13 protein-coding genes and 1 riboswitch are annotated in these 11,696 nt (G+C 71.8%); of the genes, 4 read left to right on the top strand and 9 right to left on the bottom strand.

What is annotated here, in order from left to right; genetic code table 11:
* Window positions 1-777: an ABC transporter ATP-binding protein gene (locus tag FIP57_RS14180; RefSeq protein WP_203231222.1), complete on the bottom strand. Its 777-nt coding sequence runs from the start codon at window positions 775-777 to the stop codon at window positions 1-3.
* Between the two features lie 195 nt (window positions 778-972).
* Here FIP57_RS14180 and FIP57_RS14175 point away from each other — a divergent pair, with 195 nt between their 5' ends.
* Complete coding sequence (locus tag FIP57_RS14175; protein ID WP_148574069.1) at window positions 973-1,611, top strand: alpha-ketoglutarate-dependent dioxygenase AlkB; 639 nt, start codon at window positions 973-975, stop codon at window positions 1,609-1,611.
* Window positions 1,612-1,710: 99 nt separating this feature from the next.
* Here FIP57_RS14175 and FIP57_RS14170 read toward each other — a convergent pair whose 3' ends face one another.
* A complete protein-coding gene (locus FIP57_RS14170) occupies window positions 1,711-2,658 on the bottom strand; it encodes a type IV toxin-antitoxin system AbiEi family antitoxin domain-containing protein (RefSeq protein WP_148574068.1) in 948 nt (315 codons plus the stop codon).
* Between the two features lie 222 nt (window positions 2,659-2,880).
* Window positions 2,881-4,509, bottom strand: a complete 1,629-nt coding sequence (groL, locus tag FIP57_RS14165; protein WP_148574067.1) for a chaperonin GroEL — start codon at window positions 4,507-4,509, stop codon at window positions 2,881-2,883.
* Between the two features lie 513 nt (window positions 4,510-5,022).
* Here groL and FIP57_RS23280 point away from each other — a divergent pair.
* Window positions 5,023-5,184 carry a hypothetical protein gene (locus tag FIP57_RS23280; RefSeq protein WP_162529814.1) on the top strand — a complete coding sequence of 54 codons (162 nt, stop codon included), beginning with the start codon at window positions 5,023-5,025 and terminating at the stop codon, window positions 5,182-5,184.
* A 37-nt stretch (window positions 5,185-5,221) separates the two neighbouring features.
* Here FIP57_RS23280 and FIP57_RS14160 read toward each other — a convergent pair whose 3' ends face one another.
* The 3 genes from FIP57_RS14160 to thrC form a co-directional block, all read right to left on the bottom strand.
* The gene (locus FIP57_RS14160; protein ID WP_238993458.1) at window positions 5,222-5,953 is read right to left on the bottom strand and encodes a LacI family DNA-binding transcriptional regulator; all 732 of its coding nucleotides are present in this window, start codon (window positions 5,951-5,953) and stop codon (window positions 5,222-5,224) included.
* Between the two features lie 144 nt (window positions 5,954-6,097).
* Complete coding sequence (locus FIP57_RS14155) at window positions 6,098-6,373, bottom strand: MoaD/ThiS family protein (protein WP_148574065.1); 276 nt, start codon at window positions 6,371-6,373, stop codon at window positions 6,098-6,100.
* Between the two features lie 12 nt (window positions 6,374-6,385).
* The gene (gene thrC, locus FIP57_RS14150; RefSeq protein WP_148574064.1) at window positions 6,386-7,663 is read right to left on the bottom strand and encodes a threonine synthase; all 1,278 of its coding nucleotides are present in this window, start codon (window positions 7,661-7,663) and stop codon (window positions 6,386-6,388) included.
* A gap of 10 nt (window positions 7,664-7,673) precedes the next feature.
* Window positions 7,674-7,808: riboswitch (SAM riboswitch) on the bottom strand.
* Window positions 7,809-7,903: 95 nt separating this feature from the next.
* Here thrC and FIP57_RS14145 point away from each other — a divergent pair.
* Entirely contained in the window at window positions 7,904-8,368 is a 465-nt protein-coding gene (locus FIP57_RS14145; RefSeq protein WP_203231221.1) for a hypothetical protein, read from the top strand.
* Here FIP57_RS14145 and otsB read toward each other — a convergent pair.
* The 3 genes from otsB to FIP57_RS14130 are packed head-to-tail and all read right to left on the bottom strand — an operon-like array spanning window position 8,313 to window position 10,084.
* The gene (gene otsB, locus FIP57_RS14140; RefSeq protein ID WP_148574063.1) at window positions 8,313-9,173 is read right to left on the bottom strand and encodes a trehalose-phosphatase; all 861 of its coding nucleotides are present in this window, start codon (window positions 9,171-9,173) and stop codon (window positions 8,313-8,315) included. The two genes, FIP57_RS14145 and otsB, sit on opposite strands and share 56 nt — an antisense overlap.
* 43 nt (window positions 9,174-9,216) lie before the next feature.
* A complete protein-coding gene (locus FIP57_RS14135; protein WP_238993457.1) occupies window positions 9,217-9,774 on the bottom strand; it encodes a LytR C-terminal domain-containing protein in 558 nt (185 codons plus the stop codon).
* A 13-nt stretch (window positions 9,775-9,787) separates the two neighbouring features.
* The gene (locus FIP57_RS14130) at window positions 9,788-10,084 is read right to left on the bottom strand and encodes a DUF3263 domain-containing protein (RefSeq protein WP_148574062.1); all 297 of its coding nucleotides are present in this window, start codon (window positions 10,082-10,084) and stop codon (window positions 9,788-9,790) included.
* A 119-nt stretch (window positions 10,085-10,203) separates the two neighbouring features.
* Here FIP57_RS14130 and FIP57_RS14125 point away from each other — a divergent pair, with 119 nt between their 5' ends.
* Window positions 10,204-11,658, top strand: coding sequence for an alpha,alpha-trehalose-phosphate synthase (UDP-forming) (locus tag FIP57_RS14125; protein WP_203231220.1), 1,455 nt, complete (start codon window positions 10,204-10,206; stop codon window positions 11,656-11,658).
* Window positions 11,659-11,696: the final 38 nt, after the last annotated feature.

The following is an 11,696-nucleotide window of genomic DNA, read 5'->3' as shown; positions in this document are numbered from 1 at the left end:
TCAGCCCTCGTTGGCCGCCGGGGCGGCGAACATCGTCATCCGCTCGAGGACGCTCTCGGCGGTCGGCTGGCGGAGCTCGTCGACGACCTTGCCGTCGGCGAGGAAGACGACCCGGTCGGTGTAGCCGGCGGCGACCGGGTCGTGGGTGACCATCACGACCGTCTGGCCGAACTCGTCGACGGAGCGCTTGAGCAGCGAGAGCACCTCGGCCCCGGACCGGCTGTCGAGGTTGCCGGTCGGCTCGTCGGCGAAGACGATCGACGGCCGGCTCACCAGCGCCCGCGCCACCGCGACCCGCTGCTGCTGCCCGCCGGAGAGCTCGTTGGGACGGTGGTCGAGCCGGTCGGCGAGCCCGACGGTGTCGATGACCAGGTCGTACCACTCCTGGTCGGGCTTGCGCCCCGCGATCGACATCGGGAGCAGGATGTTCTCCCGCGCCGTCAGCGTCGGGACCAGGTTGAAGGACTGGAAGACGAAGCCGATCCGGTCGCGGCGGAGCCTCGTCAGCTGCTTGTCCTTGAGCGACGCGAGGTCGGTGCCGCCCACGACGACGGTGCCGTCGGTGGCCCGGTCGAGCGCGGCGCAGCAGTGCATCAGCGTCGACTTCCCGGACCCGGAGGGGCCCATGACCGCGGTGAACTGCCGCTCGTGGAAGTCGAGGGTCACCCCGTCGAGGGCCCGGACCTCCGCCTGTCCGGATCCGTAGACCTTCGTCAGGCCGCGCACCTGGGCGGCGACCCCGGTCGTCTGGGGGCTGAGGGCGGTCTGCTCGGTCACGGTTCTCCTCCGGCTCGATGGCACTCCCCCGCGCCCGAGCGTGCACCCACCCGGACTCCGTCGAACGTAGCCTCCGCCTCCGACAGAGCTCCACCCGATTCCACCCCCGACGCTCCCTGAAGGGACCCTGGTCCCTCCCTGACCGATTTCCGGGTCGGGGTAGAACATGTGTTCGAACCGTCGTACCGTGTGGGCATGCTCGATCTCCAGCCGTCGCTGTTCGAGGCCGCCGTCGACGACGGGCCGGCCTTCGGCCCGTTGGCCGGGCACGTCCGGCGCACCACGCTGACCCGCGGGGCGTGGGTCGACCACCTGCCCGGATGGCTCTCCGGCGCCGACCAGCTCTTCGCCGAGCTCGTCGACACGGTGCCCTGGCGCGCCGAGCGCCGCCAGATGTACGAGCGCGTGGTCGACGTCCCCCGGCTGCTCTCGTTCTACGGCGAGCACGACACGCTCCCCCACCCGCTGCTCGAGGAAGGGCGTGAGCAGCTGGGCGACCACTACGAGCCCGAGCTCGGCGAACGGTTCCGCACCAGCGGCCTCTGCTACTACCGAGACGGCCGGGACAGCGTTGCCTGGCACGGCGACCGCATCGGCCGGGGCCGCAACGAGGACACGATGGTCGCGATCCTCTCCCTCGGCGAGGCCCGCCGGCTGCTGCTCCGGCCCAACGGCGGTGGCGCCGGCCGGACCCTGGGGTTCTCGCTCGGCCACGGCGACCTGCTGGTGATGGGCGGCTCGTGCCAGCGCACCTGGGAGCACGCCGTCCCCAAGTCGGCCCGCCCGTGTGGCCCCCGGATCAGCGTCCAGTACCGGCCCCGCGCCGTCCTCTGACCCGCCGGGAGCGCAAATTCCCATGCCACCATGGGATTTTGCGGGCACCGGGGAGACCGGGGAGCCCGTGACGCACCAGGTGCACCACAGGCTCCCCGATCATCCGGGAGCGCCGCAGGTCGGCCCGCACCGGCGGAAGGTGCCCGTCCACCCCGCCCGGGCGAGCACCCGGCCGATGTGGAACGCGGTCCAGCACGCACGGTCGAAGACCTGGCCGTAGGACATCCGCACGGTGAGCCCACCGTCACCGGCGACGACGAGGTCCCGGTCGTAGTCACGGTCCCGCTGCGCGGTGGTGTCGTGGAACAGCCGGCCGTCGAGCTCGCCGACCACCCCGCACTCGTAGAGCACGTCCCGGTAGACGACACCGGGCCCCACCCGGTCCCGCACCTGCCGTCGGGCCGGAGCCAGGCCGTGCGGCCGCTCGACCCGGTGCAGGTAGCCGTGCTCCAGGACCGAGCAGGTGCCGGCCGCGACGTCGCCGAGCACGTCGATGATCCACCTCCGACGGGGGTAGCGGGTACGGCGCTCGACGGCGACCTGGAGTCTCGCCGCGGTGGTCCGCCGCGACTGGATCACCCGGGAGAGCTCGCCCAACGCAGCCAGGTCGCTCGTGGCCTCGGCGGCGACGTCGAGCGCAGCCTCCTCGTAGCGGAGCCGCGGAGGGCCGAGGTTCCACTGCACGCGTTCCTCGAAGGCACGGCACCGGGCGACCTCGATCCCGGCCGGTGGGCGGACCCGCCGCTCCCACGCGACGACCACCTGGACCGGCTGGGCCGCGCGGGCGCTCCCCGGCCCCTCGAAGGCACGGAGCGCCGAGTGGCCGGCCAGCGCCGCGGGCTCCAGGAGCAGCACGCCGCCCCAGGCCCGCTGCAGGAAGGTCGGCTGGCCGGTGTGGTCGACGAAGACGCCGGGATGAAGTGGCGCCAGCTCGCGGCGGCGTACGAGCCGGGCGAGGTCGTGAGGGGCGAGCCCCGCGGCGAGAGCCTGCTTGCGGGTGACGACGCCGGACTGGTCGTCCAGGAAGGGGCGGATGGCCTGATGCATCCCGTCAAGGTGCTGGGCAGCCCGTCACGAGCTCCACCACGTGACGGTGTCCTGTGGAGAGGACAGTCGGTCGACGGATTGGGGAGCCCGTGGTGCACCTGGTGGATCACCGGCTCCCCGACGTCGTCGAATTCCCATGGTGCCCTGGGAATTGGACGAGGGGCCCGGTCCGCAGACCGAGCCCCTCGCAGGTGAAGCAGTGAAGCAGGTGGAACAGCTGGATCAGAAGTCCATGCCGCCCATGCCGCCGTCGCCACCCGGCATCGCCGGAGCAGCCTTCTCGGGCTTGTCCGCCACGACCGCCTCGGTCGTGAGGAACAGCGCCGCGATGGAGGCAGCGTTCTGCAGCGCGGAGCGGGTCACCTTGGCCGGGTCGAGGATGCCCTCGGCGATCATGTCGACGTAGTCGCCGGTGGCCGCGTTGAGACCGTTGCCGGGCTCGAGGTTGCGGACCTTCTCGACCACGACGCCGCCCTCGAGGCCGGCGTTGACAGCGATCTGCTTGAGCGGGGCCTCGGTCGCCTGGCGCACGATGTTCGCGCCGGTGGCCTCGTCACCTTCGAGCTCGAGCTTCTCGAACGCCGCGGCGCTCGCCTGGAGCAGGGCCACGCCACCGCCGGCGACGATGCCCTCCTCGACGGCCGCCTTCGCGTTGCGGACGGCGTCCTCGATGCGGTGCTTGCGCTCCTTGAGCTCGACCTCGGTGGCCGCGCCGACCTTGATGACCGCGACGCCGCCGGCCAGCTTGGCCAGCCGCTCCTGCAGCTTCTCGCGGTCGTAGTCGGAGTCGCTCTTCTCGATCTCGGCGCGGATCTGGTTGACCCGACCCTGGATCTGCTCGGCGTCGCCGGCACCCTCGACGATGGTGGTCTCGTCCTTGGTCAGGGTGACCTTGCGGGCCTGGCCGAGGAGCTCGAGGCCGGTGTTCTCCAGCTTGAGGCCGACGTCCTCGCTGATGACCTGGCCACCGGTCAGGATCGCGATGTCCTGCAGCATGGCCTTACGGCGGTCACCGAAGCCCGGCGCCTTGACGGCGGCGGACTTGAAGGTGCCGCGGATCTTGTTGACGACCAGGGTGGCCAGGGCCTCGCCCTCGACGTCCTCGGCGATGATCAGCAGCGGCTTGCCGGACTGCATGACCTTCTCGAGGACCGGGAGCATGTCCTTGACGTTGGAGATCTTCTGGTTCGCGACGAGGATGTAGGGGTCCTCGAGCACGGTCTCCATGCGCTCCGGGTCGGTCATGAAGTACTGCGAGATGTAGCCCTTGTCGAAGCGCATCCCCTCGGTGAGCTCGAGGTCGAGCCCGAAGGTGTTGCTCTCCTCGACGGTGATGACGCCTTCCTTGCCGACCTTGTCCATGGCCTCGGCGATGATCTCGCCGACCTGGGTGTCAGCGGCGGAGATCGAGGCGGTCGAAGCGATCTGCTCCTTGGTCTCGACGTCCTTGGCCATGTTGAGCAGCTGCTCGGAGACGGCCTCGACGGCGCGCTCGATGCCGCGCTTGAGGGCCATCGGGTTCGCGCCGGCGGCGACGTTGCGCAACCCCTCGCGGACCATGGCCTGGGCCAGGACGGTCGCCGTCGTCGTGCCGTCACCGGCGACGTCGTCGGTCTTCTTCGCGACCTCCTTGACCAGCTCGGCGCCGATCTTCTCGTAGGGGTCCTCGAGCTCGATCTCCTTGGCGATGGAGACACCGTCGTTGGTGATCGTGGGGGCGCCCCACTTCTTCTCCAGGACGACGTTGCGCCCCTTGGGGCCGAGGGTCACCTTGACCGCGTCGGCGAGCGTGTTCATGCCACGCTCGAGGCCGCGACGGGCCTCTTCGTTGAAACTGATGAGCTTGGGCATAACTCTGGCGGTTCCTCACGCGTAGAGTTCGGTGGTGGCCCGGAGGGACGCCCGCGACGGACGATCCGGCTGCCCGGCGGACCCTTCCCGCCGGCGCTGAGGACCTCGTCTCCCCGGCCCGTGCTGTCACTCTCAGAGTGAGAGTGCTAACCCATGTTTAGCACTCGCCCCTGACGAGTGCAAGGCAGTCGGGAGGGCTCCGCCGCCGTCGCCCGACCCGGGCAGACCGCCGGATCGGACGATGCGCGAGGTGGCCCACTTTCGTCATTGACCCCTCGGGCGCACCCTCCCTACTGTGAGTGCACCTCGTGGGTGCGACGGGGTCTTGGCCGGAGGAGCGCGACGCGCTTCTCCGGCCAGCTATTTTTCGCCCTTTCCGCAAGGCCGCGAGGGGCCCGGGACCTCCGACCCGCGCCGGCCCCGCGCTCCGGCCCTCCGGAAGGGCCGTCCGCCTCATGTCCGGTCCGGATCCGCCGATCATCCTCGAAAGAACGGGACGAACGGGGACACACCATGGCAGAGAACTTCCGCCGCATCGAGGAGCACGACAACCACGCCGAGGCCCAGCACCGCACCGAGTGCGGTTGCGGCCAAGAGCTTGACCTCTGCAGCACCGGCTACTGCCCGCGCTGCGGCCACCGCGTCGACACCCAGCGGCTCGCCACCATCAGCTGAGCCACCATCAGCTGAGCCACCATCAGCTTCCCCGCCTTCAGCTGCTCTCGCGCACCACGAGCCGGGTCTCCAGCACCTCCGAGCGCGGCGGGGCGTCCGGGTCCGCGAGCCGCTCCAGCAGGAGCGCCACCATCGCCGCCCCCATGTGCTCGGGCGACTGGTGCACCGACGTCAGCGGCGGGTGGGTCGTGGTCGCCAGCGGCGAGTCGTCGAACCCCACGACCGCGACGTCCTCGGGCACCCGCCTGCCGGCGTCCCGCAGCTGTTGCAGCGCACCGGCGGCCATCGGGTCGTTGGCGCAGAACACCGCGTCCACGTCGGGCCGGCGCTCGAGGAGCTCGGCGACGGCGCGGGCCCCACTCACCTGGCTGAAGTCGCCCTCGACGACCAGCTCCTCGTCGACCTCCAGTCCTGCGCCCTCCAGCGCGGCGACGTAGCCGGCGTACCGGTCCCGGCCGGCGACCATGTCCCGCGGTCCGGTGACCGCGGCCACGGCCGAACAGCCCCGGTCCAGCAGGTGCTGGACGGCCAGCCGGGCGCCGTGCACGTTGTCGACGTCGACGTACGACGCCAGCTCGCCGTTGGCCGGGCGGCCGCCGAACACCATCGGCAGCGACCGCGAGCGGATCACCCGGGGCAGCGCGTCGTCGTCGTGGAGGGAGAGCAGGAGGACGCCGTCGACGTGCTGGCGGCTGAGGTACCCCTCGAGGTTGGCGCTGCGCTGGCCGGCCTGCGACAGCAGCAGCACCAGCTGCCGTCCGCGCCCCACCCGGCGTGAGAAACGTTCCCACAGACTGGGACGGCCGCCACACTGCCGTGTCAAGGGGGGATGGGAGCGTTCCCACAACCGGGCTGGACCTGCGGCCACCCCTCTCGTGGGCGGGCCGCGGACCAGGCTGGGTTCAGCTTGGGCTCAGCCCCCGGCGACCGCCGGGATGACCGAGATCTTGGTGCCGTCGGGGGTGGCGGTGCCGAGCCCCTCGAGGAACCGGACGTCGTCGTTGCCGACGTAGACGTTCACGAACCGGCGCAGCTCGCCGGTCTCGTCGACGATCCGCGCCTTGATCCCGGCGTACCTCGCCTCGAGGTCGTCGAGCACCGCGGCGAGGTCGGCGCCGTCGGCGCTGACCTCGGACTCACCGCCGGTGTAGGTGCGGAGGATGGTGGGGATCCGGACCTGCACGCTCATGGGGCTCCTCCCTCAGACCAGGCCGAGCTGGACGAACTGCGGGTACGACGGGTCGATCGTCGCCGTCGGGGCCACCCGTCCGGCCACCGCGTCGAGGGTCTTCAGCCCGTCGCCGGTGTTGAGCACGACCGTCTCCTTGTCGGGGTCGAGCCGCCCCTCGCGGACCAGCTTCGTCAGCACGCCGACGGTCACTCCCCCGGCGGTCTCGGCGAAGATCCCCTCGGTCCGGGCGAGCCGCAGGATCCCCTCGCGCACCTCGTCGTCCGTGACGTCCTCGACGCAGCCACCCGTCCGCCGGGTGACGTCGAGGACGTAGGGGCCGTCGGCCGGGTTGCCGATCGCCAGCGACTTGGCGATGGTGTCGGGCTTGACCGGGCGTACGACGTCGTGGCCGGCCTTGAAGGCGGCGCTGACCGGGGAGCACCCGGTGGCCTGCGCCCCGAAGACGGTGTAGGGGGTGTCCTCGACGAGCCCGAGCTTGATGAGCTCCTGGAACCCCTTGTCGATCTTGGTCAGCTGCGAGCCGCTCGCGACCGGGACCACGACCTGCTCGGGGAGCCGCCAGCCGAGCTGCTCGGCGATCTCGAAGGCCAGCGTTTTGGACCCCTCGGCGTAGTAGGGGCGGACGTTGACGTTGACGAACGCCCAGCCCTCCTCCTCGCCGGCGATCTCGGAGGCCAGCCGGTTCACGTCGTCGTAGGAGCCGCGGACGGCGACCAGCGAGCCGCCGTACACCGCGGTCATCTGCACCTTGGCGGGCTCGAGGTCGTGCGGGACGAAGACGACCGTGCGGATGCCGGCTCGGGCACCGGCCGCGGCGACCGCGTTCGCCAGGTTGCCGGTCGAGGGACAGGCGAAGACCTTGGAGCCGAGCTCGCGCGCGGCGGACAGGGCGATCGCGACGACGCGGTCCTTGAAGGAGTGCGTGGGGTTGCCGGAGTCGTCCTTGACGTGCAGCTTGCGGAGGCCGAGCTCGCGGGCGAGGTTGCCGGCCTCGACGAGCCGCGTGAAGCCCGGCTCCATGTTCGGGCTGCTCGTGATGTCGTCGGGCACCGGCAGCAGCGGCTGGTAGCGCCAGATGTTCTTGGGGCCGGCCTCGATCTGCTCCCGGGTGACCCGCGGGAACTCGTAGCCGATCTCGAGGGGGCCGAAGCACTCCGAACAGGCGTAGAAGGGGCCCAGCGGCTGGGTCGCACCGCACTCGCGACAGACGAGTCCGGTGGCGTTCCCGAAGGCGCCGGGTCGGCCGGCGACCTGGGTGGGGGCCGGGCTGAAGACTGGTGCGCTCAAGGAGTCCTCCTTCTCATCTTCCCCGGCCGAGACCTTCACGCCGGGACGGACTTAGCACCGTGACCGCAGCGCGTCGGAGGTGATCTGCTGTGGCGGGTTGCCGGGGCTTCAGCGGGCCGTGTCCCTCTGCCCCTCTCGATGAGCGAGGACAACACTAGGCGGGTGTCTCAAGATGTGCACATCGGTCCCGGGATCTGAGATCGGTGTCCACCGTCACGAGGACCGTCACGAGGAGGAGCGATGACCCGCTGGCCCCTGAGCCCCTGGCAGCCGCGCAGCGTGCTCAACGCGGTCAACCTGTCGACGCCGCTCGGCCTGCTGGTCGGGGTCGCCGGCCGGGTCAGGTTCCGCCGCGGGCCGCGCGGGCTGGTGCTCGGCACCGGCTACCGGCTCCCCGTCCCCGTGGCGTCTGCGTTCACCGTCGGCGACGTCGTGCTCACCAAGCACGGCCCCGAGCTCTTCGAGGAGCGGCCCCGGCTGCTCGCCCACGAGGAGCGTCACGCCTGGCAGTACGCCGCCTCGCTGGGGCTCCCGTTCCTGGTGCTGTACCTGCTGGCCGCCGGCTGGTCGTGGCTGCGCGGCGGTGACCCGGTGGTGCACAACCCGTTCGAGAGGCTGGCCGGGCTGGCCGACGGCGGTTACCCGGCCCTCAGCGCCCGGGAGCGTCGGCGTCGGGCGGCGGCAGGTCGGCCACGATCTGCTTGAGGAGCTGCATCACGCCGTCGGGGCCGTCGACCAGCAGGTCGGCCAGCTCGACGAGCGCCCGCTGCTCCTGGGAGCCCGAGCAGACCAGGAACCCGACCATCCCGCGGCGGCGTAGGTCGATGATCGCCTCGAACGCGTCGACGTCGCCGAGGTCGTCGCCGACGAACATCATCGCGTCGGCGTGCAGCTCCTTCTGGAGGGTGCGCACCGCGTTGCCCTTGTTCATCCCCGGGGCGCGGACCTCGACGACCATCCGCCCGGGCTCGAGGGCGAGGTCGTACCTGGCCGCCGCCTTGCGCAGCACCGGCGTGAGCCGCTCGAGCGCCCCGACCGGGTCGGCCATCCGCCGGGTGTGCACCGCGACCGCGAGGCTCTTCTGCTCCAGGTGGGCGTCCTCCAGCCCCTCCCGGCGGAGCAGGTCCGGGAGCTCGGCGACGAAGGAGGCCAGGCCGCGCGGCGGGCGGGGGCTGACCACCCGGCCCGAGCTCGCCGACCAGCGCTCGTTGCCGTACTGCCCCAGCACCTGCAGGTCCTGGCCGGCCTCGAGGATCCGGCGTCCGACCGCGTCGAGGTCGCCGAGGGTGACCGCCTGACGGCACGGCCGCCCGGTCACCACTGCCACGCCGCGGAACCGCGCGGCGAGGTCGACGAGGACGTCAGCCGCGTCGGGGTGGATGTGGGCCTGGCTGGGGTCGTCGACGATCGGCGCGAGCACCCCGTCGAAGTCGAGGCACACCACGCCCTGGGCGGCGTCGGCCACGAGCTCGTCGTACCGCTGCCGACCGGCGCGCGTCAGGAACTCCATGGCCCCCAGCCAACCAGACCGCGGCGGTGGGCGGGTCGACCGCTCAGGCGAAGTCGGCGGTGAGGATCAGCGTCAGCCGGTCCCTGTTCATCGGGTCGACGGCAGGGAGGACCCGCTCGATCCCGAGGTCGCGCGAGAGCAGCTGCGCGGCGGCCTTGAGCCGCTCGGGGTAGTAGATCGTGGTCGCGGGGATCGTGCCGTACCAGTTGTCGGAACCGACGACCTGCCACCCCGCGCTCTGGATGCGGGCGGCGGTGCTGCCGGCCAGCCCGGTGACGTTGGAGTTGTTGTAGACGTCGATGTAGACCGTGCTGCGCTTCACCGCCGGCTTGCGCTTGGTCGCCTCGATCGTGACCGTCGGCTCGACCGGCGCCGGGGCGGAGGCGAGCACCGCGGTGTCCGGCCCCTCGTCGGTGTCGGTGAGCAGGAACCCGACCCCGGCCAGCGCCACTGCCGCGGCGGCCATCAGCGCCACCGGCGAGGACATCGCGAACCCCTGGTCGGGGCGCGGCGGGCGCGCGGCCTCCACGCGGGCGCGGTAGGCGGCGCGCGCGGCGGCCACCTGGGTGGAGCGGCGGCGCGGGCGGGGCGCGGGAGCCATGGGGAACCCTCCGTCAGACGTCGAAGCCCAGGCGGCGCGCCGAGCGGGCACGCTGGCGGGCAGCACGCAGCCGGCGGAGCCGGCGGACCAGCAGCGGGTCGTGGGCCAGCGCCTCCGGCCGGTCGATCAGGGCGTTGAGCACCTGGTAGTAGCGCGTCGAGGACATGTCGAACTTCTCGCGGACCGCCTGCTCCTTGGCGCCGGCGTACTTCCACCACTGGCGCTCGAAGTCGAGGACGTCCTTGTCGCGCGCGGAGAGCTCGCCGACGACGGCCGGGGCGTTGTGCGGGGAGGCGTTCGCGGCATCCATGCGCCCGATCCTACGGGTGAACCACACCGGTGTCATTCAGCCCACGCCGCGATCGGGGTCCGGTCGGGACCACTCACCCGCCGGCCGGAGGCCCTCGGGCAGGTCCGTAAGGTAAAGCCGTGGGCGGAGACTCGGGCAGCGACGCGACGTTCGACCTGGTGGTCGTGGCCAACCGCCTGCCCGTGGACCGGGTGGTCAACGAGGACGGCAGCTGCACGTGGCGCCGCTCCCCCGGTGGTCTGGTCACCGCCGTGGAGCCGGTCATGCAGAGCTACGACGGCGCCTGGGTCGGGTGGGACGGCGGGCCGGACGGCCCCGAGGAGCCCTTCGACGAGAACGGCATGCGGCTGGTCCCGGTCTCGCTGAGCGCCCCCGAGATCGAGGAGTTCTACGAGGGGTTCTCCAACGGCACGCTGTGGCCGCTCTACCACGACGTGGTGGCCAAGCCGAGCTTCCACCGCGAGTGGTGGGAGAGCTACGTCCGGGTCAACCGGCGGTTCGCCGAGAAGGCGGCCGCGCTCGCCGCGGAGGACGGGCTGGTCTGGGTCCACGACTACCAGCTGCAGCTGGTGCCGGCGATGCTCCGCGACCTCCGTCCCGACCTGCGCATCGGCTTCTTCCTGCACATCCCGTTCCCGCCGCTCGAGCTCTTCGTCCAGCTGCCGTGGCGGCGCCAGATCCTCGAGGGGCTGCTCGGAGCGGACCTGGTCGGCTTCCAGCGCCCGGGCGGCGCGCAGAACTTCGTGCGGCTGGTCCGGCAGCGGGTCGGTCACAAGACGCACCGCGACCTCGTCTACCTCCCCGACGGCCGCACCGTGGAGGCCGCGGCGTTCCCGATCTCGATCGACTTCGCGGGGCTCGCCGAGCTCTCGCGCACCCCTGCCGTCGCCGAGCGGGCCCGGGAGATCCGCGACCAGCTCGGCAACCCCCGCCACGTGCTGCTCGGCGTCGACCGGCTCGACTACACCAAGGGGATCTACGACCGGCTGCGCGCCTTCGGCGAGCTCCTCGCCGACGAGACGCTGAGCGTCGAGGACGCGGTGTTCCTCCAGGTGGCCACCCCGTCCCGCGAGCGGGTCGACGAGTACCGCCGGCTCCGCGACGAGATCGACCGACTGGTGGGCCGCATCAACGGCGACTACGGCCGGATCGGCCGCCCGGCGATCAGCTACCTCCACTCGTCGTACCCCCGCGAGGAGATGGCGGCGATGTTCAAGGCCGCCGACATCATGGTGGTCACCCCGCTGCGCGACGGCATGAACCTGGTCGCCAAGGAGTACGTCGCCTGCCGCGAGGACGAGAGCGGCGCCCTGGTGCTCTCGGAGTTCGCCGGCGCGGCCGACGAGCTCAAGCAGGCGTTCCTGATCAACCCCTACGACATCAACGGCATGAAGGCCGCGATCATGGAGGCCCGCTCCGCCAAGCCTCGCGAGCTGGCCCGCCGGATGAAGGCGATGCGCAAGACCGTGCAGTCCCACGACGTGACCGCGTGGGCGCAGCAGTTCATGGGCCGGCTCGCCGAGGTCCGCCCCGAGCACCGCAAGCGGCTGCGGCCCTCCGAGGGCGACGGCTGAGCGGCCGCCCCCGGGCGGCCCCGAGAAGTACGCTGCGC

Origin of the sequence: Nocardioides caldifontis (assembly GCF_008087345.1) — a bacterium.
Taxonomy (GTDB): Bacteria; Actinomycetota; Actinomycetes; order Propionibacteriales; family Nocardioidaceae; genus Marmoricola_A; species Marmoricola_A caldifontis.
Note: the sequence above shows the minus strand (reverse complement) of the source record. Positions and strands in the feature narration are given on the sequence as shown.

What these genes read in the sequence shown, in the direction of transcription:
- FIP57_RS14175 (WP_148574069.1), top strand. Translation starts at nt 973, where the DNA reads ATGCTCGATCTCCAGCCGTCGCTGTTCGAGGCCGCCGTCGACGACGGG.
- FIP57_RS14170 (WP_148574068.1), bottom strand. Translation starts at nt 2,658, where the DNA reads ATGCATCAGGCCATCCGCCCCTTCCTGGACGACCAGTCCGGCGTCGTC.
- groL (WP_148574067.1), bottom strand. Translation starts at nt 4,509, where the DNA reads ATGCCCAAGCTCATCAGTTTCAACGAAGAGGCCCGTCGCGGCCTCGAG.
- FIP57_RS23280 (WP_162529814.1), top strand. Translation starts at nt 5,023, where the DNA reads ATGGCAGAGAACTTCCGCCGCATCGAGGAGCACGACAACCACGCCGAG.
- FIP57_RS14155 (WP_148574065.1), bottom strand. Translation starts at nt 6,373, where the DNA reads ATGAGCGTGCAGGTCCGGATCCCCACCATCCTCCGCACCTACACCGGC.
- FIP57_RS14145 (WP_203231221.1), top strand. Translation starts at nt 7,904, where the DNA reads ATGACCCGCTGGCCCCTGAGCCCCTGGCAGCCGCGCAGCGTGCTCAAC.
- otsB (WP_148574063.1), bottom strand. Translation starts at nt 9,173, where the DNA reads ATGGAGTTCCTGACGCGCGCCGGTCGGCAGCGGTACGACGAGCTCGTG.
- FIP57_RS14135 (WP_238993457.1), bottom strand. Translation starts at nt 9,774, where the DNA reads ATGGCTCCCGCGCCCCGCCCGCGCCGCCGCTCCACCCAGGTGGCCGCC.
- FIP57_RS14130 (WP_148574062.1), bottom strand. Translation starts at nt 10,084, where the DNA reads ATGGATGCCGCGAACGCCTCCCCGCACAACGCCCCGGCCGTCGTCGGC.